Source organism: Pseudomonas sp. N040, from assembly GCF_015637705.1.
GTDB lineage: Bacteria > Pseudomonadota > Gammaproteobacteria > Pseudomonadales > Pseudomonadaceae > Aquipseudomonas.
The window spans coordinates 319,361-344,434 of sequence record NZ_JADOBE010000004.1; the positions used below are offsets into that span (position 1 = coordinate 319,361).

26 protein-coding genes are annotated in these 25,074 nt (G+C 64.8%); 8 read left to right on the forward strand and 18 right to left on the reverse strand.

The genetic code is table 11. The features are described 5' to 3' along the window. Window positions 1–7 precede the first annotated feature (7 nt). Window positions 8–1,018 (reverse strand): porphobilinogen synthase, encoded by a 1,011-nt coding sequence (hemB, locus tag ISX93_RS08535; protein ID WP_195778292.1) that lies wholly within the window; start codon window positions 1,016–1,018, stop codon window positions 8–10. A gap of 192 nt (window positions 1,019–1,210) precedes the next feature. On the opposite strand from hemB, the gene ISX93_RS08540 reads away from it, so the two are divergent. After that, window positions 1,211–1,768 carry a DedA family protein gene (locus ISX93_RS08540; protein WP_195778293.1) on the forward strand — a complete coding sequence of 186 codons (558 nt, stop codon included), beginning with the start codon at window positions 1,211–1,213 and terminating at the stop codon, window positions 1,766–1,768. Here the strand turns inward: ISX93_RS08540 and ISX93_RS08545 are convergent, their stop codons facing one another. Further along, window positions 1,769–3,001 (reverse strand): sterol desaturase family protein, encoded by a 1,233-nt coding sequence (locus ISX93_RS08545; RefSeq protein ID WP_195778294.1) that lies wholly within the window; start codon window positions 2,999–3,001, stop codon window positions 1,769–1,771. 140 nt (window positions 3,002–3,141) lie between these two features. Here ISX93_RS08545 and ISX93_RS08550 point away from each other — a divergent pair, with 140 nt between their 5' ends. The 3 genes from ISX93_RS08550 (at window position 3,142) to ISX93_RS08560 (ending at window position 5,221) form a co-directional block, all read left to right on the forward strand. Continuing rightward, window positions 3,142–3,981, forward strand: a complete 840-nt coding sequence (locus ISX93_RS08550) for a dienelactone hydrolase family protein (RefSeq protein WP_195778295.1) — start codon at window positions 3,142–3,144, stop codon at window positions 3,979–3,981. A 13-nt stretch (window positions 3,982–3,994) separates the two neighbouring features. Continuing rightward, window positions 3,995–4,651: an isoprenoid biosynthesis glyoxalase ElbB gene (gene elbB, locus ISX93_RS08555; RefSeq protein ID WP_195778296.1), complete on the forward strand. Its 657-nt coding sequence runs from the start codon at window positions 3,995–3,997 to the stop codon at window positions 4,649–4,651. 99 nt (window positions 4,652–4,750) lie between these two features. Beyond that, window positions 4,751–5,221 (forward strand): thioesterase family protein, encoded by a 471-nt coding sequence (locus tag ISX93_RS08560; RefSeq protein WP_195778297.1) that lies wholly within the window; start codon window positions 4,751–4,753, stop codon window positions 5,219–5,221. Window positions 5,222–5,374: 153 nt separating this feature from the next. Here ISX93_RS08560 and ISX93_RS08565 read toward each other — a convergent pair whose 3' ends face one another. Both ISX93_RS08565 and ISX93_RS08570 read right to left on the reverse strand, forming a co-directional pair. Beyond that, the gene (locus ISX93_RS08565; RefSeq protein WP_195778331.1) at window positions 5,375–5,833 is read right to left on the reverse strand and encodes a YaiI/YqxD family protein; all 459 of its coding nucleotides are present in this window, start codon (window positions 5,831–5,833) and stop codon (window positions 5,375–5,377) included. A 17-nt stretch (window positions 5,834–5,850) separates the two neighbouring features. Beyond that, a complete protein-coding gene (locus ISX93_RS08570; RefSeq protein ID WP_195778298.1) occupies window positions 5,851–7,749 on the reverse strand; it encodes a cytochrome c/FTR1 family iron permease in 1,899 nt (632 codons plus the stop codon). A gap of 174 nt (window positions 7,750–7,923) precedes the next feature. On the opposite strand from ISX93_RS08570, the gene ISX93_RS08575 reads away from it, so the two are divergent. Further along, window positions 7,924–8,700 carry an SDR family NAD(P)-dependent oxidoreductase gene (locus ISX93_RS08575; protein ID WP_195778299.1) on the forward strand — a complete coding sequence of 259 codons (777 nt, stop codon included), beginning with the start codon at window positions 7,924–7,926 and terminating at the stop codon, window positions 8,698–8,700. Here ISX93_RS08575 and ISX93_RS08580 read toward each other — a convergent pair whose 3' ends face one another. The 4 genes from ISX93_RS08580 to ISX93_RS08595 form a co-directional block, all read right to left on the reverse strand. Then, complete coding sequence (locus ISX93_RS08580; RefSeq protein WP_195778300.1) at window positions 8,701–9,330, reverse strand: LysE family transporter; 630 nt, start codon at window positions 9,328–9,330, stop codon at window positions 8,701–8,703. It abuts the gene before it with no gap. 7 nt (window positions 9,331–9,337) lie between these two features. Next, window positions 9,338–9,814, reverse strand: a complete 477-nt coding sequence (locus tag ISX93_RS08585) for a DUF4124 domain-containing protein (RefSeq protein WP_195778301.1) — start codon at window positions 9,812–9,814, stop codon at window positions 9,338–9,340. A gap of 101 nt (window positions 9,815–9,915) precedes the next feature. Beyond that, a complete protein-coding gene (locus tag ISX93_RS08590; protein ID WP_195778302.1) occupies window positions 9,916–10,668 on the reverse strand; it encodes a TerC family protein in 753 nt (250 codons plus the stop codon). A 36-nt stretch (window positions 10,669–10,704) separates the two neighbouring features. Then, window positions 10,705–12,615: an ATP-binding cassette domain-containing protein gene (locus ISX93_RS08595; RefSeq protein ID WP_195778303.1), complete on the reverse strand. Its 1,911-nt coding sequence runs from the start codon at window positions 12,613–12,615 to the stop codon at window positions 10,705–10,707. Between the two features lie 139 nt (window positions 12,616–12,754). Between ISX93_RS08595 and ISX93_RS08600 the strand changes: the two genes are divergently transcribed. Then, a complete protein-coding gene (locus ISX93_RS08600; protein WP_195778304.1) occupies window positions 12,755–13,210 on the forward strand; it encodes a TIGR02444 family protein in 456 nt (151 codons plus the stop codon). Here ISX93_RS08600 and ISX93_RS08605 read toward each other — a convergent pair. The 10 genes from ISX93_RS08605 to ISX93_RS08650 form a co-directional block, all read right to left on the reverse strand. Then, entirely contained in the window at window positions 13,207–13,956 is a 750-nt protein-coding gene (locus ISX93_RS08605; RefSeq protein WP_195778305.1) for an AlgP family protein, read from the reverse strand. The two genes, ISX93_RS08600 and ISX93_RS08605, sit on opposite strands and share 4 nt — an antisense overlap. A gap of 259 nt (window positions 13,957–14,215) precedes the next feature. Then, complete coding sequence (gene rsd / locus ISX93_RS08610) at window positions 14,216–14,689, reverse strand: sigma D regulator (RefSeq protein WP_195778306.1); 474 nt, start codon at window positions 14,687–14,689, stop codon at window positions 14,216–14,218. Between the two features lie 182 nt (window positions 14,690–14,871). Then, window positions 14,872–15,414, reverse strand: coding sequence for a DUF3833 domain-containing protein (locus tag ISX93_RS08615; protein WP_195778307.1), 543 nt, complete (start codon window positions 15,412–15,414; stop codon window positions 14,872–14,874). Between the two features lie 40 nt (window positions 15,415–15,454). Next, window positions 15,455–15,946, reverse strand: a complete 492-nt coding sequence (locus tag ISX93_RS08620) for a disulfide bond formation protein B (protein ID WP_195778308.1) — start codon at window positions 15,944–15,946, stop codon at window positions 15,455–15,457. 120 nt (window positions 15,947–16,066) lie between these two features. Then, complete coding sequence (locus ISX93_RS08625; RefSeq protein WP_195778309.1) at window positions 16,067–17,302, reverse strand: heme biosynthesis HemY N-terminal domain-containing protein; 1,236 nt, start codon at window positions 17,300–17,302, stop codon at window positions 16,067–16,069. Beyond that, complete coding sequence (locus ISX93_RS17115) at window positions 17,299–18,402, reverse strand: uroporphyrinogen-III C-methyltransferase (RefSeq protein ID WP_195778310.1); 1,104 nt, start codon at window positions 18,400–18,402, stop codon at window positions 17,299–17,301. Before ISX93_RS17115 ends, ISX93_RS08625 begins: the two co-directional genes overlap by 4 nt. 18 nt (window positions 18,403–18,420) lie before the next feature. Then, the gene (locus tag ISX93_RS08635; RefSeq protein WP_195778311.1) at window positions 18,421–19,188 is read right to left on the reverse strand and encodes a uroporphyrinogen-III synthase; all 768 of its coding nucleotides are present in this window, start codon (window positions 19,186–19,188) and stop codon (window positions 18,421–18,423) included. After that, entirely contained in the window at window positions 19,185–20,126 is a 942-nt protein-coding gene (gene hemC / locus ISX93_RS08640) for a hydroxymethylbilane synthase (RefSeq protein WP_195778312.1), read from the reverse strand. The genes ISX93_RS08635 and hemC overlap by 4 nt, the downstream gene beginning before the upstream one ends. A gap of 119 nt (window positions 20,127–20,245) precedes the next feature. Beyond that, window positions 20,246–20,992 (reverse strand): LytR/AlgR family response regulator transcription factor, encoded by a 747-nt coding sequence (locus ISX93_RS08645; protein ID WP_195778313.1) that lies wholly within the window; start codon window positions 20,990–20,992, stop codon window positions 20,246–20,248. A 5-nt stretch (window positions 20,993–20,997) separates the two neighbouring features. After that, entirely contained in the window at window positions 20,998–22,071 is a 1,074-nt protein-coding gene (locus ISX93_RS08650; RefSeq protein WP_195778314.1) for a sensor histidine kinase, read from the reverse strand. 156 nt (window positions 22,072–22,227) lie between these two features. Between ISX93_RS08650 and argH the strand changes: the two genes are divergently transcribed. Next, window positions 22,228–23,622 (forward strand): argininosuccinate lyase, encoded by a 1,395-nt coding sequence (gene argH / locus ISX93_RS08655; RefSeq protein ID WP_195778315.1) that lies wholly within the window; start codon window positions 22,228–22,230, stop codon window positions 23,620–23,622. 257 nt (window positions 23,623–23,879) lie between these two features. Next, window positions 23,880–25,022: an IS481 family transposase gene (locus tag ISX93_RS08660; RefSeq protein ID WP_195778316.1), complete on the forward strand. Its 1,143-nt coding sequence runs from the start codon at window positions 23,880–23,882 to the stop codon at window positions 25,020–25,022. The last annotated feature ends 52 nt before the right edge of the window (window positions 25,023–25,074 follow it).

Sequence of the window (25,074 nt, forward strand, 5' to 3'; positions counted from 1 at the left end):
GGGGCTTCTAGCCCGCTTGCATGAGCTCGGCAGCCCGTTTCGCGAAATACGTCAGGATGCCATCGGCACCGGCGCGCTTGAAGGCGGTCAGCGATTCGAGGATCACCGCCTCGCCGAGCCAGCCATTCTGGATCGCCGCCATGTGCATGGCATACTCGCCACTGACCTGATAGACAAAGGTCGGCACGCGGAATTCCTCCTTGACCCGCCAGAGAATGTCCAGGTAGGGCATACCCGGCTTGACCATGACCATGTCGGCGCCCTCGGACAGGTCGGCCGCCACCTCGTGCAGGGCCTCGTCGCCGTTGGCCGGGTCCATCTGGTAGGACAGCTTGTTGCCCTTGCCGAGATTGCCGGCCGAACCGACGGCATCGCGGAACGGTCCGTAATAGGCGCTGGCGTACTTGGCCGAGTAGGCCATGATGCGCACGTTCGGATAACCGCCCTGCTCGAGTGCCGCACGGATCGCCTGCACGCGGCCGTCCATCATGTCCGAGGGCGCCACCACCTGGGCGCCGGCGGCGGCATGCGAGAGCGCCTGCCTGACCAGCGCAGCGACGGTGAGGTCGTTCTGCACGTAGCCGCTGTCGTCGATGATGCCGTCCTGGCCGTGGGTGGTAAACGGATCGAGCGCCACATCGCAGATGATCCCCAGCTCCGGGAAACGCGCACGCAAGGCGCGGGTGGCCCGCTGCGCCAGCCCTTGCGGGTTCCACGCCTCGCTGCCGTCCAGGGACTTCTGCTCCAGCGGCGTCACCGGGAACAGCGCCAGCGCCGGAATGCCCAGTGCCACCAGTTGCTCGGCCTCCTCCAGCAGCAGGTCGATCGACAGGCGCTCGATGCCCGGCATCGACGCGATGGCTTCGCGCCGATTCTCGCCATCCAGCACGAACACCGGGAGGATCAGGTCATCCACGCTCAGGCGGTTTTCCCGGACCAGCCGGCGGGAAAATTCGTCGCGCCGGTTGCGGCGCAGACGGGTACCGGGGAACAGGCGATTGGCGGGGGTAATGCTCACAGTGGCTCCAGAATCCGCGCGGCGGACACAGCGTGACAGTTATAGCTGTGCATTATGACCAATGCATGACCAAGTTGTCGGCAGCTCCCCGGACAAATCTGCATTTTCCCGGCCGCGCGGGTCGCCGACCAGCGCTTCCCAGGGCAAGCGCCAGAGCGTAGGCTGCGCCATCTCCCCAACCGCGGGTCCGCCATGCTGCAAGCATTTCTGCAAGACTACGGCTATCTGGCGCTGTTCATCGGCACCTTCTTCGAAGGGGAAACCATCCTGGTGCTGGCCGGCTTTCTCGCCTCGCGCGGCTACCTGGATATCTACTGGGTGATGCTGACGGCTGCCAGTGGCGGCTACACAGGCGACCAGCTCTGGTACTTTCTCGGCCGCCGAAAGGGCCGGCAGATCCTGGCGCGCAAGCCGAACTGGGAAGCCCTGGGCGCCAGGGCGCTGGAGCACCTGCAGCGCTACCCGGACATCTGGGTGCTGGGCTTTCGCTTCGTCTACGGCCTGCGCACGGTGATGCCGGTGGCCATCGGCATTTCCGGCTACCCGCCGCTGCGCTTTCTGCTGCTTAACGCGGTCAGCGCAGTTATCTGGGCCGTGGTCCTCGGCGCTGCGGCCTTTCATCTGGGCGCAGCGTTGGAGCTGCTGCTGGACAACATCAAGCGTTACGAAATCTGGGTGATCGGCGCCCTGATCAGCGCCGGCAGCCTGCTCTGGCTGTGGCGCCGCTACCGCAACCGGCACAGCACCTGATCAGGCCAGCTGCGCTTCACGCCGGCGCGGCAACCAGAGAAAAATGCCGCTGAGCAGGCTGTAAGCCAGCAACACCAGCCAGGCCGTTTCGCCCGCCGGCAGTAACCCGGCCTGCTGCATCAGCCACAGGGCCGGTACGTTCAGCAGCAGGCGCGCCACTTCCAGACCGAACGCCCACGGGCGGTTTTCCAGCCACACGCCAATCGCGTACAGCCCGAATGCCGCCCAGCACCAGCCAATCAGCACATCACTGAAGCCATGCTCTGCGGCCACTATCAGCAGCCAGGTGGTGCCCAGCACATAACCGGCGAACTGCAGCAACGCATAGCGCTTCTGCCCGGCACTCAGCGGCACGTCGAATTTGACGAACTGGCTGAGCTCCGGCTTGACCATTGGATAACGCGCCGCCACATCTGCCGGACGCCAGCCGGTAGGCATGAACCAGATGCGCAACTTGTCCCACCAGGACGACGCGTGCACTGCGTCGCGCCAGAGCTGCACATAAAAGTGCAGGTTGGCCCACAGCGGGTTCCAGCTGGCCAGCGGCGTGGTCACCCCGAACACCACCGGTTCCTCATCCAGCTCTTCCTGAAAAGTGCCGAGCAGACGATCCCAGATGATGAACACCCCGCCGTAGTTGCGGTCCATGTAGATCGGATTCTGGGCATGGTGCACACGGTGATTGGACGGCGTAATGAAGATCCACTCCAGCCAGCCAAGCTTGGGTACATGGCGGGTGTGCACCCAGAATTGATAAAGCAGGTTCAGCGCACCCACGGTAATCAGCACGACCGGTGGTATCCCCACCAGCGCCATCGGCAGGTAGAAGATCCAACCGAAAATAAAGCCGGTACTGGTCTGCCGCAGTGCGGTGGTGAGGTTGTAGTCCTCGCTCTGGTGATGCACCACATGCGCGGCCCACAGCACATTGCGCTCATGGCCCAGGCGGTGCGCCCAGTAATAGCAGAAGTCATAGAAGAAGAAGGCGAAGACCCAGACCCAGAGTGCGTCGGTGGACAGCTCGAACAGCGCAATGTGTTCCCAGATCAACAGATAGACAATCAGCCCCAATCCCTTGACCAGCAAACCACTGGCCTGCGACAGCACGCCGGCACTCAGGCTGTTGATACTGTCCGACCAGCGATAGGTACTGATCCCGCGCCAGCGATCGGCGAGCAGCTCCAGACCGATCAGCAGGAAGAAAAACGGAATCGCATAGAGGACGTAGTTCATGCTTCACCCATAGAGTTACCATCACCCAGCGGCTAGGATGGCTTTCACGCACAGACGTTCAGACATATTCGCATCCTAGCGCAACACGGCCTGCGGACATGCGGCCACAAACGACAATTTGCATCACCATTGGCGACAAAATGCGGACATTCCTGCGCTACACCCTGGCCATCCTGACCCTGCTCAGCTGCGCATTGCTGCTCGGGCTCTATCCCTACCGTGCCGCGCTGCTGCCAGCCGCCGGACAACCCGAGCAACTCAAGCAGCGCCTGGCGGCGCACCTGACCCTGGTCACCCCGCCGAACGCCACAGGCCCCTTCCCCACCGTGCTGGCCTTTCATGGCTGTGGCGGACAACGCCAGTCGATGCGCGAAAACCTCGACAGCTGGCTGCTCCCCGCCGGCTTTGCCGTGCTCTATGTCGACAGCTTTGCTGCGCGCGGGATCACCGACTGGCAGCCGGTGTGTGACGGCAAGCTGTTCTGGGGCAACGAGCGCGCACAGGACGTGTATGCCGCCCTCGACCTGGCCGCCGCGATGCCCCAGGTGGATCGCCAGCGCCTCGCCGTGATGGGCTTTTCCCACGGCGGCTGGGCGATTCTCGACGCGCTGGCCTATGGCGGCGAAGCCGGGCACGGCTTCGCCAGACCGGGTCCGCAGACCCTGCAACTGATCAAGGCCGCCGTCACCTATTACCCCTATTGCGGCTACCCGGCCCACCTGCGGCTGGACAGCCAGGCGCCGCCGGAGATCCCGCTGCTGATGCTGCTGGCCGGCCAGGACAGCGTGACCAGCCACCGGCAATGCCTGGACAGCCTGGATGCACTGGGCCTGGCGCAGATCCAGCTGGTGCAGTACCAGGCGGCCGATCACGTGTTCGACCAGCCCAGCCCGATGCACACCTATCAACCCGCGCTGGCGGCAGACGCCCACCGGCAGACCCTGGCTTTCCTGCGCAAGCACCTGCAGCCAGCCCAGTAATCAGGAGAACACCATGCAGAAGAAGATCGCAGTCATCCTTTCCGGTTGCGGCGTCTATGACGGCGCGGAAATCCACGAGAGCGTGCTGACCCTGCTGCGCCTCGACCAGCGCGGGGCCCAGGTGCAGTGCTTTGCGCCGAACATCCCACAACTGCACGTGGTCGACCACTACAGCGGCGATGAAATGGACGAAACGCGCAATGTGCTGGTCGAGTCCGCGCGCATCGCCCGCGGCAAGATCAAGGATGTGCGTGAACTGCACGTCGGCGACTTCGACGCACTGATCCTGCCCGGCGGCTTTGGCGCGGCAAAGAACCTTTCCGACTTCGCCATCAGCGGCGCGTTGTGCAGCGTGCAGCCCGACGTGCTCAACGCCTGCCAGGCCTTCGCCAGGGCCGGCAAGCCCATCGGCCTGATGTGCATCGCCCCGGCACTGGCGGCAAAAATCTTCGGCCCGGGGGTCAACTGCACCATCGGCAGCGACCACGAAACCGCCAGCACCCTGCAACAGATGGGCGCGCTGCATATCGAAAGCACCGTGGAAGACATCGTCGTCGATGAACAGCACAAGCTGGTAACCACTCCGGCCTACATGCTCGCCGGCTCGATCAGCGAAGCCGCGAGCGGCATCAACAAGCTGGTCGACCGGGTGCTGGAGATGGTTGGCTGAGCCAGCGATTGCGCCATTGCGCAGGACATTCGCGCCGCCCCTCTGGCCAGGGCGGCGCAAATGCGGCAGCGTGACTGCATCCAGACCGCCGAGGTGTGCATGTCCAACATCAAACTTGAGATCGAACCCGAGCTGCACGACGGCATTGCCAGCTACTTCAAGCGCATCCCGTTCAATCAGCTGCTGGGCATGCAACTGGCCGAGCTGACCAGTGAACGGGCAATCATGCACCTGCCGATGAAGAACGAACTGATCGGCAACTTCTCCCAGGGCATCCTGCATGGCGGAGTGATCGCCAGCGTGCTTGACGTGGTCGGTGGCGCCATGGCGATGGTCGGCGCCTTCGCCCGTCACCAGCACCTGCCGGCCGCCGAGCGCATGGCCAAGCTGGCCAAGCTCGGCACCATCGACATGCGCATCGACTACCTGCGCCCGGGCCGGGGCGCGGCTTTCAACGCCTCCGCCGTGCTGCTGCGCTCGGGCAACAAGGTCGCGGTGGTGCGCTCGGAACTGCATGCCGACGATGGCACCCTGATTGCCGTGGGCACCGGCACCTACCTGTGCGGCTGAGTCCGGCTACTGATCCGGCCGTTGAATAGTGTGTATGTGCGGCGCTTGCAGACCAGCCGTGCTGGCTGCAGGAACATCGCCCCCGGCGCGAGCGTTTGCTTTGCTCCGGCCGAGCGGAGAGCCGGCCCCATCGCGGCGCGGGTGCCGCTCGAATCAGTAGCTTGAGCGGGCCAGCCTGGTCAGAATGCGATCGAGGGCATTGGCAAACGCCTGTCGCTCGCGATCACCATAGGCGCCCTGCCCGCCACCTGCCTGGCCCTGCTCGCGCAGATCAGTGAATAGGTTGCGCACCGCCAGACGCTCGCCCATGTTGTTGGCATCAAACTCGCGACCGCGTGGATCCAGCGCGGCCACACCATTCTTGACCAGGCGGTCGGCCAACGGCACATCCGAGCAGATCACCAGCTCGCCAGGCACGGCGTGCTCAACCAGATAGTCGTCCGCCGCATCCGGGCCGCTGGGCACGACGATCAGCCGCACACAGGCAAACGCCGGTTTGCTCTGCGCCTGGCCCGCCACCAGCACCACCTGCAAACCGCGCTTGAGGGCGAACTTGACTACCTGATCACGCGCCCCGCGCGGGCAGGCATCGGCGTCGATCCACACGCGCAAAGTCTGCGGCGTCTGGTTCATTGGTCGACCAGCGCCGCGCGTTGCCGGGCACGCCACCAGTCCCGCCCATAAAACAGCGCAATCAGCAGCAATACCAGCGCCTGGGCTGCAAGCCCCAGGGCATCCGGGTGTATACCCAGCCAGCTGAACTCGAAGAACGCGACCGGCTCCAGCGGCAAGCGTCCGGCTTCCTGCAGAGCCGCTACGCCATGTCCGGCAAAGACCACCGCCAGCGCACACATCAGCAATGCATTGGCGCTGAAGAAGGCCTGCAGCGGCAGTCGCGCCGAGCCGCGCAAAATGATCCAGGCCAGACCGAACAGCAGCACCAGCGCCGCCAGCGCGCCCAGCAACACCCACGGATGGCCCGAGCTGCCGGCCTGGAACCAGAGGGTCTCGTAAAACAGGATCACTTCAAACAGTTCGCGATACACCGCAATGAACGCCAGCACGGCAAAGCCCATGCGCCCGCCGGAACCGAGCATGGAATCGCGCAGATAGGCTTGCCAGGCATCTGCCTGCCGGCGGCCATGCATCCACACGCCGAGCCACAACAGCATCAGGCTGGCAAACAGCGCGCTGGCACCTTCCAGCACTTCACGCTGGGCACCGCTGATATCCAGCAGCCAGGCGGCGACGGCCCATGTCGCAACGCCCGCCAGTACCGCCAGTCCCCAACCCAGATGCACGCTGCGCAGCGCGTGCTGCTGGCCGGTCTTGTTGAGAAACGCCAGAATCGCGGCCAGCACCAGTATGGCTTCCAGACCTTCACGCAACAGAATCAACAAGCTGGAAATGAAACTCAGCGAGGCTGACATGCCGCCCCTGGCCAGCAAACCGGCGGAGGCCTGCAACTGCTGTTCGGCGCTGGCCAGCGCCTGCTCAGCCTGCTCTACCGGCGCCCGATCTTGCAGTGCCTGCCGATAGGCCATCAGGGCCTTCTCAGTAGCCTTGCGCTGCTGCGCATCAATATTGTTCAACGCCCCTTCGACCAGCTCGAAACCTTCCAGATAAGCCGCCACCGAGAGCTCGTAAGCCTGGGTCGCCTGGCCCGCCCGATAGGCGGCCAGACTCGCCGCCAGCGTACTGCGGGTGTGCTCGATGAATTGCTGCGGGCTGCGGGGTTGCAACGGCGGCTTGGCACGTTGGGCGCGAAAGCGCGCGGCGGCATCCGCACCCTGACTGAGGGCTATTTCGGCGGGAGTCTGACCGGCCAGCATGAGCGCGCTGAACGGTTCTCCGGGGGGCGTCGGTTGCGCACTGAAGCCCGCTACCGTGCTGGCCAGATCCCAGCGCTGGCGCTGATCCAGCTGATCGGCAAAGGCCACCATATCCGTGCCATCCACACCCAGTCCGATGGTGTTGTAAAGGTCATACAGGCTCAACTGATCCAGCCGCGCGGCATCGCGCAGATTGGACGGTGGCGGTTGCAGACCGATACCGGCCGGGCCATCACCCGCGCCGCTGGTGCCATGGCAGACACTGCAATGCTCGGCATACAGCGGCGCACCACGGGCCGGGTCCGGGGTGATGGCCGGAACCTGCTGTACCTGATACAGCTCGACCAGCGCGGCTGCCAGCTGGCGCGCCTGACTGGCGACCCGCGGGCCGTCCTGACGCTGACTGACGGCTGCATGCAGTTGTTGCAGGCCCAGTTGCAGTTTTTCCTTACCGGGCTGGTCGGGCAAGCCGGCCAGCAAGTTCTGCAGGACACCGAGAAATTCCAGTTGTTCCTGGTATTCAGCCGCGTCGATCACCTCGCCGGCCATCACGGTGCGCGGATAATCCGCACCGATATAGCCGAGCAGATGCAGTGCCCGCGCGCTGCCATCCGGCACTGCGGCCTGCAACGAGAAAGAAATGCATAGCAGGAAGACGGACAGCAAACGGGCGGAGAAGCGGAGGGATGCACGCATATTTCAATCACAAACGAGAATTAATATCGTCTGATTCTACGCCCCTATACTCCTTGTGGAAAAGAGCCATCAGCGCACCGGCTCGCGTCGAATTGCCGCAAGCGCCAGGCGGTCAGTCTCTGGCAGACAATTGCAGGCACACTGGAACCACCCGCTCGATACCCGGAGTAGTCCATGCCCACCAGCCTTGCCCAGAACAGCACGCCGCCCATCCATGTGCTGGTGGCCGGCGCCAGTCGCGGTATCGGCCTGGCGCTCTGCGCGCAGTTGCTGGCACGCAAGGAGGTCGGCCAGCTCTGGGCTCTGGCGCGCCACTCAGACACGCCGGAACTGGCTGAACTAGGCCGACAGCATGCCGGACGCTTGCAGACGATCAGCCTGGATGCGCTGGACGAAGCTGCTCTGGCGGTATTCAGTGGCGAATTGCAGGCCCGTGGCATCAAGCTGTCCCTGCTGGTGAGCTGTATCGGCCTGCTGCAGGGCGAAGGCGCACGGGCCGAGAAATCCCTCAGTCAGGTAAGCCTGGAAAGCCTGCACGCGAGTTTTCAGCACAATGCCTTTGCCCCGCTGCTGTTGCTCAAGCACTGCCTGCCGTTGCTGCGTGGCAATCATCCGTGCCAGATAGCCATGCTCAGCGCACGGGTCGGCTCGATCGGCGATAACCGCCTGGGTGGCTGGTACAGCTATCGCGCATCCAAGGCGGCGCTCAATCAACTGCTGCGCTGTGCCAGCATTGAACTGGCCCGGCTGAATCCGCAGTCCTGCGTGCTCAGCCTGCATCCGGGCACCACTGACACCGCCCTGTCGCGGCCATTTCAGGCCAATGTCGCGGCGGACAAGCTGTTCAGCCCCGCCTTTGCCGCCAGCCAGTTGTTGCTCGTGCTGGCCGGCAAGACGCCGGCCGACAGCGGCAGCTTCTGGAGCTGGGATGGTCAGCCGATCGAGTGGTAATCAACCGGCCCGGCTGACCATCGCCAGCAGCCCGGCAGCCACCATGAACAAGCCGCCAAAGGTGCGGTTGAGCAGGCGCTGCTGCTCGGGTGAACGCAATACCCGCAGTACGCGTGCGGCCAGCCCGGTGTAACCGGCCATCACCAGCAGATCGACCGCCACCATGGTCAGGGCCATCAGCAGGTATTGGCCCAGTTGCGGCTGCTGCGGATCCAGAAACTGCGGCAACACCGCCAGGATAAAGATGATTGCCTTGGGGTTGCTGGCATTCACCAGAAAGCCACTCAGCACCAGCGCACCACGCTTTCCGGAAGGGTGCGGCATGCTCGCCTCCGACACCGGTGCCGGCTCGGCCCGCCACTGCTTCCAGCCCAGATAAACCAGATAGGCCACGCCAAAACCCTTGATCAGGCTGAACGCCAGTTCGGAAGTGGCCAGCAGGGCGCCAACGCCGGCCGCGACAATGGCGATCTGCAGCAACAACGCCAGCTGCAGGCCGATGGCATTCCAGTAGCCATGACGAAAGCCGAACTGCAGGCCGGACGCCATCGACGCCACCGCCCCGGCGCCGGGCGACAGGCTGATGATCCAGCAGGCAACGAAGAACGCCAGCCAGGTTTCCAGAGTCATCTGCTAGTCACCTGCGTGCTCCTCCCGGGATGACGATGGGCTGCGCTGGCCGTACCGGGAGATCCCCGCGTGGCGGCCGTGGCCGGGAGATCGGCTGCCGGTCCGGGTAGTAGGCTTGCGGGTCGTAGTAGGTATTTTGCTCGGGCTCTTCGGGCTCTTCGGGCTGCTGTGCCGCCGCCTGTTTTGCCGCCTCTGCGGCACGCTGCTCACGCTGGCGGCGCTCTGCACTGAGCTGATCCGCTTGCTGCTGCATGGCTTTGGTGCGTTGCTGTGAGGCCTCGACATCAGCCGCAGAGGGCGGTGCCGGCATCGTCAGCTGTTCTGCCGCAACCCCGGCCGGCGGTGGCTGATCGGAGAAAACGGTCTGGCCGGACGCATCCTTCCACTGATAAACCGGCGCCGCTACAGCCGGTTGCAGGAACATGAACAAGCCGGCGCAACCGAATGGCAACAGGACCAGCAATCTGGGCAACCGAGTAAGCATCACATCCTCCCCGACACAGCATAGAGCGGCGGCAACCTGCCTAGAGGTATACCTCCGCCGCCTGCAACGGCTCAACGCAACCACCAGCCAGCCGGCACACCTCAGTCCGGCGAGCCCTTGTGCAACTGCACCGGACTGGACTTCTTGCCCATCGCCGCACGCAGGCGAATGTTGATGGCTTCCACCGCCAGCGAGAAGGCCATGGCGAAATACACATAACCCTTCGGCACATGCACCTCAAAGGCTTCGGCCACCAGCACGGTACCCACCACGATCAGGAAGGACAGCGCCAGCACCTTGAGTGACGGATGCTTGTCGATGAACTCGCTGATGGTGCCGGAGGCCAGCATCATCACGAACACCGAAATCACGATGGCGGCGATCATCACCGGCACGTTCTGCACCAGGCCGACGGCGGTGATCACCGAGTCCAGCGAGAAGATGATGTCGATGATGGCGATCTGCACGATGATGCCGATGAAGCCGTAGGCCTTGCCGACGTTCTGTTCGGTTTCCTCGGCCACTTCCATGCTGTGGTAGATCTCCATGGTGCTCTTGAACAGCAGGAACAGGCCGCCGAAGAACAGGATCAGGTCGCGTCCCGAGATGCCCTGGCCGAACACCTCGAACAGGTCATTGGTCAGGCGCATCACCCAGGTGATCGACAGCAGCAGCGCGATCCGGGTGAACATCGCCAGGCCCAGGCCGAAGATCCGCCCGCGCGCCTGCTGCTCTTTCGGCAGGCGGCTGACCAGGATCGAGATGAAGATGATGTTGTCGATCCCGAGGACGATTTCCAGTGCAGTCAGGGTCAGAAACGCGACCCAGAGTTCCGGGGTCATCAGCAAATCCATGGGTGTATGCCTCACATATAAAGTAATTGATCGAGTCTAGTCGGCCTGAGCCAGTTGTTGTTCCAGTGTTTCGAGTAGTTCCAGCGCGCTCATCCAGGAGTCTTCCAGCTGCGCCTCGCGGCTTTTCAGGCGCGCCTGTTCGGCCAGCAGATCGCGCAACTCATCCTTGCGCGCCGCTTCATAGATAGCTGCATCGCCCAGCTGGGCTTCCACGCTGGCCAGCTGCTCATGCAGCTGCCCCAGGGACTTTTCCAGCTTCTCCGCCTCGCGCCGGTGCGGTGCCAGCTGCTGGCGCAGGGCCGCCGCGGCCTGGCGCTGGGCGCGTTTGTCGGTCTTGTCGGCAGCCGCTTCGCCACTGACGGCAGGCGCCTGTTGCGCGCGGTAGTCGACCAGCCAGCGCGCATAGTCATCAAGGTCGCCATCAAAGACCTCGACGCGACCATTGGCCACCAGCAGGAACTCGTCAGTAGTGCTTTTCAGCAGATGACGGTCGTGCGAGACCACCAGCACCGCGCCGGCAAAGTCCTGCAGCGCCATGGTCAGAGCCAGGCGCATTTCCAGATCAAGGTGGTTGGTCGGCTCATCCAGCAGCAGCAGGTTCGGCCGCTGCCAGGCGATCAGCGCCAGCGCCAGCCGGGCTTTCTCGCCACCAGAGAAATTCACCACCGCCTCGTCACAGCGCGGCCCGCGAAAATCGAAGCCACCGAGAAAGTCGCGCAGGGTCTGCTCGCGCTCGCTCGCGGCAATCCGCTGCAGGTGCAGCAGCGGACTGGCCTGGTCATCCAGCGAGTCCAGCTGATGCTGGGCAAAGTAGCCGATGGACAGATTCTCGCCACGCTGCAACCGGCCACCCAGCGGCTGCAACTCGCCAGCGAGGGTCTTGATCAGGGTCGACTTGCCGGCACCGTTGGGGCCCAGCAGGCCTATCCGCGCGCCGGGCGCCAGCTGCAGCTTGACCTTGTCCAGCACGGCCTTGTCGCCATACCCGAGGCGGCCTTCGGCGAGGTCGAGCAACGGGCTGGAAATCTTCTGCGACTCGCGAAAAGTGAAGTCGAACGGCGAATCGACATGCGCCGGCGCCAGCTCTTCCAGGCGCTCCAGCGCCTTGATGCGGCTCTGCGCCTGGCGGGCCTTGGTCGCCTGTGCCTTGAAGCGGGCGATGTATTTTTCCATGTGCGCACGCTGCGCCTGCTGCTTCTCGAAGGCCTGCTGCTGCTGGGCCAGGCGCTCGGCACGGGTGCGCTCGAAGGCCGAATAGCCACCGCGATAGAGGGTCAGCTTTTGCTGTTCCAGATGCACGATGTGGTCGACCACCGCATCGAGGAAGTCGCGGTCGTGGGAAATCAGCAGCAAGGTGCCGGGATAGCTTTTCAGCCAGTCTTCCAGCCAGAGAATGGCATCCAGATCTAGGTGGTTGGTCGGCTCATCCAGCAGCAACAGGTCCGACGGACACATCAGTGCCTGCGCCAGGTTCAGGCGCATGCGCCAGCCACCGGAAAAGTCGCCGACCGGGCGCTCCATCTGCTCGTTGCTGAAACCCAGTCCGGCCAGCAGCTTGCGCGCCCGCGCGTCGGCGCTGTAGCCGTCGGCGCTGTCCAGATCGACATGCAGGCGGGCGATCGCCGCACCGTCATGCGCCGCTTCGGCGCTGGCCAGCTCGCGCTGGATCGCACGCAGGTGCTGGTCGCCATCCAGCACATAGTCCGCCGCCTGGCGCTCGAGATCGCTGACTTCCTGCTGCATGTGGGCGATGCGCCAGTCCGGCGGCATCAGGCAATCGCCGCCGTCGGCGCTCAGTTCGCCGCGCAACAGGGCGAACAAACTCGACTTGCCGGCCCCATTGGCCCCAATCAAACCCGCCTTCTGCCCCGGATGCAGGGTAAGCTCAGCGCCATCAAGCAAACGCTGCGGGCCGCGCTGGAGAACAAGATTTTGCAGTCGAATCATCTGATCCAGTCCGGGAGGTGCTGTCGGCGCGGTGTGCCGAACGCTAAAAGGGTTCAACAGCCGCTGCAGATAACACTCTACAGGCCGTCGCGGCGGCGGAGTTTATCAGCTTTCAGAGCCATACCGTCCGGAGTACGCCATGTCGATTGATCTGTGGGGCTTTGCCCAAACGGTGTACGCCCATCCCGCCACGGAAAGGGCCTGCCTGCGCCTGCAGGCCAGTGGCGCCGATGTCTGCCTGCTACTGACCGGACTCTGGCTGGAACGGCGCCAGGCGACGTGCACCGAGGAACGCTGCGCGGCCCTGCAGGCCCTGGCCCGCCCCTGGCAGCACGAGGTGGTCAAGCCGTTGCGGCAATTGCGCCTGAACTGGCGGCATGCGGCGCAGCAGGATCAGCAACTGGCGCAGTTGCGCGAACAGGTAAAGTCACTCGAACTGCAAGCCGAGCGCTCGCTGCTGCTGCAGCTTGAACAATTCAGCCGGGACTGGCCCGCAGAAGAGGCCGGCGACTGGCTGGGCAGCCTCGCCGGGATTGCCGGAAGGGATAACCGCGATGCGCTGGAGGAACTGCGCATCGCGGCCAGTGCCGCTTAAACGGCCGGCTTTGCTGGCGTAGCAGCGGGTGTCGCAGCCGCGGGAGCGGCGGCGGGTTTGGCGGCAGGCTTGCGCACGGCGGGCTTGCGGGCCACGGCGGGCTTGGCGGCAGCCGGTTTGGCGGCGGCCGCTGCTGGCTTGGCGGCAGCGGGTGTGCGCGGCCTGGCCGGAGCCTTCGCCGGTGCCTTGGCGGCGGGTTTGGTCGCCGGCTTGGCGGTAGCGGCTGGCGCTGGTTTTGCTGCGGCACGGGCAACCGGCTTGGCCGCTGCCTTGGCGGCGGGTTTGGCTGCAGCCTTTACCGGTGCGGCCTTGGCTGCCGGCGCCTTGGCTGCAGCAGGCTTGGCTTCACGCAGGTTCAGCGCCTTGCCGACGGCCTCGCGGACCTTGCTCACGCCCTGTGCCAGGGTCATGCTTTCCTGGGCATCGCGCTTGAGATCGGCAATGTACTGCAGGGTTTGCGCCTGCCGATCCTTCAGCGAGTCCAGCATGTCTTCCAGCTCGGCAACACTCTTGCGCGCCTTGGCCTGGGCCTTGGCCTTGCCGGCGGCGGCGGCATCCTGCAGCTTCAGCCGATTCTTGTGCAGCTTTTCCTGGGCCTTGCCACGTTCCTTTTCCAGCTTGCCGAGGATCGACTCGGCATCGGCCATGGCTTTCGCGCAGGCGTTTTCCAGATGGGCAACAAGGCTGGTGGAAAGATCCTGCAGCAGGTGCAGGGGGGTTGGAAGAGCTTTTTTCTTTGCCGGCATGACTCGCCTCCTGGCGCGTTGGTTTTTTTCATAGTAGCCCCGGAGTGTCGGCCAGACCAGAACAGCCGGCGTAATTCTCGGCCATCCCGGGTGCATCTTCACGAGACTGTCATCTTCGCGGCTGGCCGGGCTGCTACAGGCCGTAAAACCGGCCAAGCCCGGGGCTTGCCGGCACACCGGTAGCCGCGCAGCAAAAACCCCCGGCATGCCGCCGGCTGGCCTGCTGAAATGCTCGACGACCGCGTACGGCCGCCAGCCATCAGGCTGGCTGTACGGCCTTCTGCTGGTGCGCGTTGTGCAGCACCTCGATCAGGCAGTCTTCCAGCTCGAAACGCTCCTGCAGCAAGCGGCCCAGCTGCTCGAGCTCGTCGTGCAGTGATTTGCTCTCACGACAGTCGCCGTTGTCGCAGTGATCATTGAATGCCAGTGCAGCCTGGGTAATTGCCTCGATCCGCGGGTATATCTGCCGGGCCAGCTCGAGGCCGCGCTGATCGTCAAAGGCGCGCGCTTCCTGCAGCAGCTGCTCGTAGATTTCGAAGTGGCCGGCCGAGACATAGTCGACCAGCACTTCACAGAAGCCTTGCAGGTCAACGGCATTGGCCGCCGGGGCATGTTGGTCGACATTCAGCTCTTTGTAGGTGCTAACCAGCTGACGGCGCTCTTGTAGCCAGCGATCAATCATCAGGTGCAACCCACCCCAGCGTTCCTGGGCATTTTGGCAGCTCTCTAACATGATGCTTTCGCTTCCCTTGGTGTCTTGATTTTATTGCCGATCCTCAGGGCTCAAGATGCCTCAGGCAAGATCGCCTGGGAAGGCGTGATCGGCGCAGCGCTGGCAAACAGCGCGGGAAAACAGAGTATTCCGCACGGCGCACGCCTACAACCCGGGCCCTGCGGAAAGTTTCATACGGCTGTTTAATCCCGGGCAGATCGCGGCAGCGGCCTGGTGAAACTGAGGGTCACCTCGCCCAGGTCAACCCCCCACTTGGACATCCGCGCGCGGTTCAGCATCACGCGCTGATCGAGCAGAAACATCCAGTCGTCAAAGTCGACCACATAGGTGTCCCCGTCGACCTTCAGCAATAGCTGGTAACGCCAGTGCAAAGCATTGCCGGAGAGCTCGCCAATGGCTTCGCCGAGCACATCGGCAGCCGTGCCGCGCCAACTCCCGTCGGCTTGCCGGCGCAGCGTCCAGACGCGCCGCTCGGTGGTGCCATCGCTGTAGGTGAAGCGCTCGTCCAGAGTCCCGACATCGCCTTGCCAACTGCCGGTCAGGGCCACATGGAAGCGCTTGACCACCTCGCCCGAGCGGTTCTGGAACATGCCCCAGGCTTCCAGTTCGCCGTTGAAATACTCATCCAGCTGCAGCGCGGGCTGTTGCTGCGCATAACGCTCAATCGAATGGTTGCTGCAGCCGGCAAGCAGGCAAAAGACAAAGACCACGACAAGGCGACACATGGTGGATGACCTCGATAAAGCGGCGCATGGCCGGCCAGCGTCAGGCCCGGCGCAGCAACTGCACCAGGCCGAAGAGCAGCATGCCGGCAAAGGCCAGCAGACTCCATTCGGGCAGGCTCAGGGTAAACAGCGTCCAGCTGACCTCGGCACAGTCGGCGCTGCCATGCAGCACCACGCGGACGATTTCCTGGAACGGCAGGGCGTCCATCAGGTAATCCAGCGGCGGGATGCAGGCGGGCAACTGGTCGGCCGGCACTGTCTGCAGGTAGACCTGGCGCGCCGCGGTACCGCCACCGGCGGCAGCCAACAGCAACAGCAGCAGGGCGTACAGGCGCTGGCCGAGCAGGCCCGGACCCTGCAGGGCGGCCAGCAGGCACACCAGGCCGAACAGGATCACGCAGATGCGCTGCACCACGCACAGCGGACAGGGCTCCAGGCCGACCACATGCTCGAGGTAGAGCGCACCGAGCATGACCAGCAGGCAGCCGATGAAGGCCAGCAGAAACAGGGCACGCGAACTGACAAAGGGCATGGTGGCTCCGGAAAGGGCAGGAAGACCGCTACGGTAAGGAAAGCCCGCCAGGCTTTCAAGGCTGAAGGACCGGCCGGCGGATCAAACCGGCCAGGCAGCCGATCAAAGGCCGCAAGCGGTTCAGCCCGCCAGCTTGCCGAGCGGCGGCAACGGCAGCGCCGGCAATGCCTGGCCGAGCAGCTCCAGGCCCTGCTGGTACAGCTGATGGCTGCGTTCGACCTCGCCCAGGCGACCGAGCAGGCGCGCCAGTTCCGTGCAGCTTTCCGCCGCCGGCTGCAAGACCAGGCTGGCCTCGAAGTAGTCCCGTGCCTTGCCCCACAGGCCGGCACTCAGACACAGGCGACCCAGGCTGAGCAGCAACAGCGGATCCTTGGGCTGCTGCGGCAGCCAGCCTTCGGCCGTGTGCAGCTGCTGCAACGCATCGCTGCCGCGCAGCAGGCCGTAAAGACGCACCAGACGCGCGTCATAGTTGAGTCTGATGGCCTTGCGCAGCAGTTGTTCGGCTTCGGCATCGGCGCCCAGCCGGTGCAGCTGCCCGGCATAGCCGAGGAGCAATTCCGGCTGCTGGCGCAGGCTCGCCGATACCTGCTGCCAGGCGGCGTTGAGCGCCTGCAGCGTATCGCCGCCCTCCTGCGCGACCTCGTCCAGGCGGCCCTGCCAGGTCTGCAACTCCAGCGTCGACAGCTCTTGCGTACTCAGTGCCTTGCTCTTGCGCAGTTGCGGCAGCAGGCCGAGCAACGCAGAAAAATCACGGCTGTCGCGATACAGCCAGGCCAGTTCGCGCAAGACCTGGTGATGCTCCGGGTAACGCTGTTGCATGGCCTGCAGGGTTTCGCGGGCCGCCGCGCGATCACCGCGCGTCACCTGCAGTTCAGCATGCGCCAGGGCCACGGCCAGCTCCGCCCTGGGCTGGCGGTTGAGCGCCCGCTCCAGCAGCGCATCGGCCTCCGCGGACTTGCCCAGCTGCTGCGCCGCCCGCGCCGCGCCGAGGTAATACATCAGCGGCTGCTCGGAACCCTCGGCGGCCCGCAACAGATGGCGCTGCGCGCGCACCCAGCGGCCTTCCTGCAGGTCCATGAAACCCTGCTCGGCGGACAAGCGGGCACGGCGGCTCCGGTTGCGCCCCGACCATGGATTGACCAGACCGATCGAACCGAGCAGCAGGCCGAGGAGAAAGCGCAGGCCATAAAACAGCGCCCAGACCGCCGCAACCAGTCCCAGCGTTGCCCACAGGCTGGCCTCGAAACGAAAGCCCTGATAGGCAACCAGCACATAGCCGGCATTCTGCGCGATGGCCATACCCAGTGCCGCCGCCCCGGCTACCACCAGCAGAAGCAGCAGGGCCAGGCGGTTCATGGCTGCTCTCCCGGGGCAGCTGCGGCTGGCTGCTCCTCCGCCTGCAAGCGCCGCGCGATATAGGCCTGCAACGCCGCCAGGGCCGGCTGCAGGTCGGGCACGCTGATCGAGACCGGCTGGCTGGCGAGCTGCTCGATACTGGCGAGCAGCGCGCGGGCCTGGGCATTGTCCTGCTGAAAGGTCGCCTGGAGGATGGCCGCGGCCTGGCGCAGGGCCACCGGATAGACCTTGGCGTCGGCATTCAGCGCCGCCCACTGCGCCTGCTCCAGAGCCAGACTGAGGGCCAGGCGCACCTGATCGAGCTGCTCGCCGGCGAGCAGCGGACGTACATCCTGGCTGGCATCCAGCTGGATGCGGAAATACCGCGACAGGCGCTCCCGCCACTGGGCCAGGCGATTGCTGCCATCGCCTTCGGCGGCGGCGCTGGCAAATACTTCGCCGCTGCTGGTGAACACCGGCGCCAGCGGCTGCAGGCCGGGAACCTGCTCGCGCAGCGCCGCCAACTGCAGAAACAGCCCGCTGCGATCCGGCTGCTCGACGCTGCGCAGCGACTGCAACAGTTTGGCCACCTGCTCGCGGGCGGCGAACGCATCCGGATCATCCTGTTCGCGCAGAATCTCGTTGACGCCCTGCACCAGCACCAGCGCACTGTTGATGTCCTGCAGGGCCACCAGGCGCAGGCTGGCCAATCGCAGCAGGTGCTCCGCCTCGGCCAGCCGCCAGCTCTGGCGACTGGCGCCGAGCACGCGCGACACGCGCTGGTTGAGCGCCTGCTGGTCGCCCTGCAGCTGGGTCAGCAGCTGCTGCTGGGCCGCCAGTTCGGCGACCGGGGCAAAATTGGCCAGCCTGTCCTGCAGCAGCCGGCCGCGGCCGTCCAGCCCGCTGACCTGCTCGTGCAGGGCGTCCAGCTGTGCCTGCAGCGTCGAGCGGGCTTGCAGTTGCTGTTGTTGCCAGATGCCCCAGCCGGCGGCAGCCGCCGCCAGCAACGCCACCAGCAACGCCAGCCAGGCCAGGCCGCGGCCGGGAACCCTGGCACGGGCCGCGGCGGGCGGACGAGAAGACACAACGGCTGGTTCGACGGGTATGGCTGCTTCGCTCACGGTCTTATCCTTCTCGCTTCAGTGCGCCGGGACAGGTTCTGCCTGCAACGCGTCCAGCAGGGCCGCGGCGCTGGCGCCACGGCAATCGACAACATGTTGCGCACCCGCGGCCCGGGCCTGTGCCGCGACCCGCTGGCTGGGCACAAACAGCGGCAAGCCCGCCAGCTGTGGCCAGTCGCCAGCCGCCAGTTGGCGCAAGTGCTCCAGCCCTTGGCCACTGCTGACCAGCAGGCCGTTGAGCCGTTCTGCGCGGATCCGCTCACACAGGCTGCCTGCCGGGTAGTCCGGCAAGGTGCGCCGGTAGAGGCAAAGATAGTCAACCGTGACCCCCTGCGCGCGCAAGCGTTCGGCAAGCAGTTCGCGTCCGCCCTCACCCTTGATGATCAGTACCCGCGGCTCGGCAACCTGCACGGCACTGCGCAGTTGCGGCAGCTGCAGCAATGCTTCGCTGTCCTCGCCGGACGCTGGCCAGCAGGCATTCAGCCCGTGATCGGCAAGCAGCCGGCCGGTTGCCGCGCCGACGCTGAACCATGGCTGCTGCGGGGGTTGCGGCCAGTAGCGGGCGAGCCGTTCCAGGCCCAGGCGGGCGGCGGCCTTGCTGACCACGATGACCGCGGCATAGCGCTCCAGGTCAAGCATCCGGGCGCGCTGCCCGGGGGTTTCCGGTAACGCCTGGATCGCCAGCAGCGGCAGGCTGCTGGTGAATACGCCGTGCTCGGCGAGGGTCGCGGCCAGGCTTTTGGCCTCCTCGGCCGGGCGCGTCAGCAGCAGGCGCCAAGCGCTCACGGATGGCCGGCCTCGCCATACACGGCCTTGAGGATGTCCGCCGCGCCCTGCGCCAGCAACGCCTCGGCCACCTGCACCCCCAGCGCCTCGGCAGCCTCGGCGACAGCACGCCCCTCGGCACGCAACAGCTGGCCGCCGTCCGGCTGACCGACCAGCCCGCGCAGCCACAGTTGATCGCCCTCAAGTAGCGCATAACAGGCGATCGGCACCTGGCAACCACCATTCAGGTGCTTGTTCAGCGCCCGCTCGGCAGTCACCCGCAGCGCCGTTTCGGCGTGGTGCAACGGGGCGAGCAAGGCATGGATGTCGCTGTCGGCACTGCGGCACTCGATGCCCACGGCGCCCTGGCCGCCCGCCGGCAGGCTGTCCTCGGTGCTGATCGAGGAACGGATGCGCGGCGCAAAGCCGAGGCGGATCAGCCCGGCCGCGGCGAGAATGATGGCGTCGTACTCACCGGCATCCAGCTTGGCCAGGCGGGTGTTGACGTTGCCACGCAGGAAGCGGATCTGCAGGTCCGGCCGCCGCGCCAGCAACTGGGCCTGGCGACGCAGGCTGGAGGTGCCGACCACACTGCCGGCCGGCAGGGCGTCAAGACTGGCATAGGTGTTGGAGACAAAGGCATCGCGCGGGTCTTCGCGCTCGCAGATGCAGAACAGGCCGAGCCCCGCGGGAAAATCCATCGGCACGTCCTTCATCGAATGCACCGCGATATCCGCCTCGTTGTCCAGCAGCGCGGTTTCCAGTTCCTTGACGAACAGGCCCTTGCCGCCGATCTTCGCCAGCGGCGCATCGAGCAGCTTGTCACCGCGACTGACCATCGGCACCAGGCTGACCTGGATGCCCGGATGCGCCCGTTCCAGGGCAGCCTTGACGAATTCGGCCTGCCACAGGGCCAGGGCACTCTTGCGGGTTGCGATGCGGATCGGGCGGAAGGACATGGTGACTCTCGGACGATGAGGAGCCGGCATCATAACAGGCCGCCCGCCCACCAAGGCAGCACCGCCAGCGGCCGCCGGGATACCGTGCGACCCTCCGGGCGGGAGCTGGACAGTGCTTGCTAGAGCTGGTTCATCAGCTTGCGCACGCCGGCCACGTGCCGCCGGCTGACGGTCAGTGGCTCGCCGTTGAGGCCGCGCAGGTACAGCTGGAAATGCCCGAGAGCGGTGCGTTGCAGGCGCTCGATGCGCTCACGGGCCACCAGCGCGTTGCGGTGGATGCGCACGAAGCGCTCGCCGAATTCGTCCTCCAGGGCCTTCAGCGGCTCGTCGAGCAGCACCTCGCCCTGCGGATGGCGCAGGGTGACGTACTTGTGGTCGGCGATGAAGAAGATCACCTGTTCCAGCGGAATCAGCTCGATGCCCTTGCGCGTGCGCGCACTGATATGCGTGCGCGGCCCACCCTCGACATCAAGTGCCGGGCGGGTCAGCGCGGCCAGTTGCACGCGGTTCGGCCGCTCGGCCTTCTTCAGCGCCTCGGCCAGCGCCTCGGGGCGCACCGGCTTGACCAGATAACCCACGGCACTGACCTGGAAGGCCTCCAGGGCGAACTCGTCATGTGCGGTGCAGAAGATCACCGCCGGCGGCGCATCGCGCTCGCACAATTTGGCCGCCACCTGCAGGCCGTCCATGCCCGGCATGCGGATATCCAGCAGGACCACGTCCGGTTTCAGGCTGTCGATCAGCAGCAGCGCCTCTTCGCCATTGCTGGCAGACGGCTCCAGCACCCGGCAACCGGGAATCTGTGCCAGCAGTCTGGCCAGGCGCTCGCGGGCCAGGGGTTCGTCATCGACAATCAGGACATTCATAGAGCTCATGCTTCCTGCGGCAAACTCGCACAAGGATAGCGTAGACAAGTGAAATGGCGACCGTCACGCCGATCGACAATTAATCTTGCCTGCGGGCCAAAAATCGCCGCCAGGCGCGCCTCGATGTTGTGCAGGGCCTGCTGGGTGCCGCGTGACGGCCGCTCTTCGGCCAGCGGATCATAGGGATTGCTCACGCACAGTTCGAACATGCCGTCGCGATAATGCCCCTCGACCCGCACCAGGCCGCCCTCGATGCGCGGCTGAATGCCGTGGATCAGGGCGTTTTCCAGCAAGGGTTGCAGGGTCAGCTGGGGAATCGGCAGTTGGGCCGGCACTTCGTCGACCTGCCACTCCAGCTGCAGGCGCGGGCCGAGACGGTACTGCTCGATCGACAGGTAGCGCCGGGCCAGCTCCAGTTCATCATGCCAGGCGACCAGCACCCCCGGCCGGGCCAGGCTGGCGCGGAACAGGTCGGAAAGGTCGAGCACCGCCTGCTCGGCCTTGTGCGGATCGCTGGCCACCAGACTGGCGATGCTGTTCAGGCTGTTGAACAGGAAGTGCGGGCGGATGCGTGCCTGCAGCGACTCGATGCGCGCCCCGAGTTCGGCCTGCTGCTGGCGGCGCCACTGGCTCTGCAGGTAGAAGTAGCGCAACAACAGCGCCGACATGATCAGCGCGATAAGCCCGTGGCGCAGGTAGAAATTGACTTCACCACTGCGCTGCAGCTGCCCACCCAGATTGAAAAAGTCGGCGACCGCCGAGCAGCCCAGCGTCAGCCCGACCACCACCGCGCAGCTCAAAATCCCGGCCGCGGCCGCGGGCAGACGCGCCAGCAATGGCCGCAGGCGGCAAAGCAGTGCCGCCGAGAGCAGCACGATCCACTGCACGAACACCGAGGCCAGGGCCAGGCGCACCCAGTCGAAACCCTGCATGATCGGCTCGGCCAGTACCAGTACCAGCACCAGCAGCTCGGCCAGCAGGATCATGCTGAACAGCGCTTCGGGCTGGCACAGCTCGGGCAGGAAGAAATCGTCCTCGACGACCGGCGCTGGCTGTGGCTTGAACCAGTTCTTGTTCATGTGCATGGCTGTCCTCGCATGCAGCTGGGCTGGCAAGCGCTCGCTTGTCCGGGGCATTCCGGCAGAGGGACGCGCGAAGGCGGCCTTGTGCCTGTTATTATCGGCCCACTTTATCCGTTCCGCAGGCAATGCGCCTGCCCCTGTCACGAGTCAGCCATGAGCCAAGAAAAGACCAACCAGTCCTGGGGCGGCCGCTTCAGCGAGCCCGTCGATGCCTTCGTCGCCCGCTTTACCGCCTCGGTGGATTTCGACAAGCGCCTGTATCGCCACGACATCATGGGCTCGATCGCCCATGCGAGCATGCTGGCCAAGGTCGGCGTGCTCACCGCGGAAGAACGTGACGCCATCGAGGCCGGACTGAAGCAGATCCAGGGCGAGATCGAGGCCGGCCAGTTCGACTGGCGCGTCGACCTGGAAGACGTGCACATGAATATCGAGGCGCGCCTGACCGACCGCATCGGTGTTACCGGCAAGAAACTGCACACCGGGCGTAGCCGCAACGACCAGGTGGCCACCGACATCCGCCTGTGGCTGCGCGACGAGATCGACCTGATCCTCGCCGAAATCACCCGCCTGCAACAGGGCCTGCTGGGGCTGGCGGAGGCCGAAGCCGACACCATCATGCCCGGCTTCACCCACCTGCAGACCGCCCAGCCGGTGAGCTTCGGCCACCACCTGCTGGCCTGGTTCGAGATGCTCAGCCGCGACTACGAGCGCCTGGTCGACTGCCGCAAGCGGGTCAACCGCATGCCGCTGGGCTCGGCCGCGCTGGCCGGCACCACTTACCCGATCCAGCGTGAAGTCACCGCCGCACTGCTGGGTTTCGATGCCGTGGGCGGCAATTCACTGGACGGCGTATCGGATCGTGACTTCGCCATCGAATTCTGCGCCGCCGCCTCGCTGGCGATGATGCACCTGTCGCGCTTCTCCGAAGAGCTGGTGCTGTGGACCTCCGCCCAGTTCCAGTTCATCGACCTGCCGGACCGCTTCTGCACCGGTAGCTCGATCATGCCGCAGAAGAAGAACCCGGACGTACCCGAACTGGTGCGCGGCAAGAGCGGCCGCGTGTTCGGCGCGCTGATGGGCCTCTTGACCCTGATGAAGGGCCAGCCACTGGCCTACAACAAGGACAACCAGGAAGACAAGGAACCGCTGTTCGACGCGGCCGACACCCTGCGCGACAGCCTGCGTGCCTTCGCCGACATGGTCCCGGCGATCAAGCCCAAGCGCGAGATCATGCGTGAAGCGGCCCGCCGCGGCTTCTCCACCGCCACCGACCTGGCCGATTACCTGGTACGCAAGGGCCTGCCGTTCCGCGACTGCCACGAAATCGTCGGCCACGCCGTTAAGTACGGCGTGCAGAGCGGCAAGGACCTGGCCGAGATGAGCCTCGACGAACTGCGTCAGTTCAGTGAGCAGATCACCGATGATGTGTTCGCCGTGCTGACGCTGGAAGGCTCGGTGAATGCCCGCGACCATATTGGCGGCACGGCACCGAATCAGGTGCGGGCGGCGGTGGAGCGCGGCAAGGCATTGCTGGCGGGGCGCTGATACATCGCCCTAAAGCTGGCCAGCATTGTGCTGAGACTCTAGATGGTGGCTGTTGCAGCGGGTATTCGGATTGAAAATCCGATGATGTGGTTATTTCCTTTGCCGGGCTGATTATCACTGTTGATTGAGAGTTTCTGTTGCGCCCCGCCGGGCGCCTCACTTTTCTTTGCTTGTGTGTATAGACCGGACACATAGCTGACAGGTGTGCGGGGACATGGTTGACACTTCCGGCGAGCCAACCTTGCCGGGAAACCACTATGCCCTGGAATGCGAGAGACGCTATGAGCCTGAAAGAAGAATTTGTCCTGCTTGCCCGGCAGGAAGGTGCCAACCGCCGCGAATTGTGCCGGCGGTTCGGAATCAGTCCACAAACGGCCTACAAATGGCTGACCCGTTACGCGCAGCAAGGAACATCCGGCTTGGTCGAGCAGTCCAGGCGACCCAAGAACAGCCCTCACTTGACCGATGCACAGATCGAGCGAACGGTGATCGAGCTGCGCAAGCAGCACCCGGCGTGGGGCGGTCGTAAATTGAGCCGGCGCTTGACGGACCTAGGGCATGCTTCCCTAGCCCCGAGCACTATCACCAATATCCTGCACAGGTATGACCTTATTGATCCGCGAGCCTCGGAAGCGGCTGCGCCCTGGCAACGTTTCGAGCATGACCATCCCAACGATCTTTGGCAGATGGATTTCAAGGGCCACTTTCATACATCCCAAGGCCCCTGCCATCCCCTGACGGTGCTGGACGACCACTCACGCTTTAACCTAGGGCTGCGAGCCTGCTCAGAACAACGCTACCGCACGGTGCAAGAGCAACTGACAGGCATTTTTCAGCGCTACGGCCTGCCAGTGCGGATGAATACGGACAACGGTGCCCCTTGGGGGTGCGCACGCCAGCCTGGACAGGTGACGGAGCTGGCCATTTGGCTAATTCGACTGGGCATTCGCTTGAGCTTCAGTCGCCCGTACCACCCACAGACCAATGGCAAAGAGGAGCGCTTCCACCGCTCTCTCAAGGCCGAGGTCCTCAACGGACGTAGTTTCGAAACGCTGGATCATGCCCAGCAGGCCTTCGATAAGTGGCGGCAAATTTACAACCACCAGCGCCCTCATGAGGCTCTGCATATGGCTACACCAGTGACACGCTACCTCGTCAGCCCGCGCTCCTATGACGAGCGCCTGCCTGAAATCGAATACGGCCCCGATGACACCGTCGTGACCGTGAAGTGGTTCGGAGAACTGAATTTCAGGGGGCGACGCTTCAAGCTCTCCAACCCATTACGCGGTCAGCCGGTAGCCATCCGGCCAACACCTAAAACAGATGGTTTATTCGATGTGTTCTTCGTTCATCACAAGCTGATGCAGATTGATCTACGGGATCAGGAAACCGGTACATAATCCGTCAACTATGTCGGCGCACACGTGTCCACGATGTCTCCGGTCCGAACAC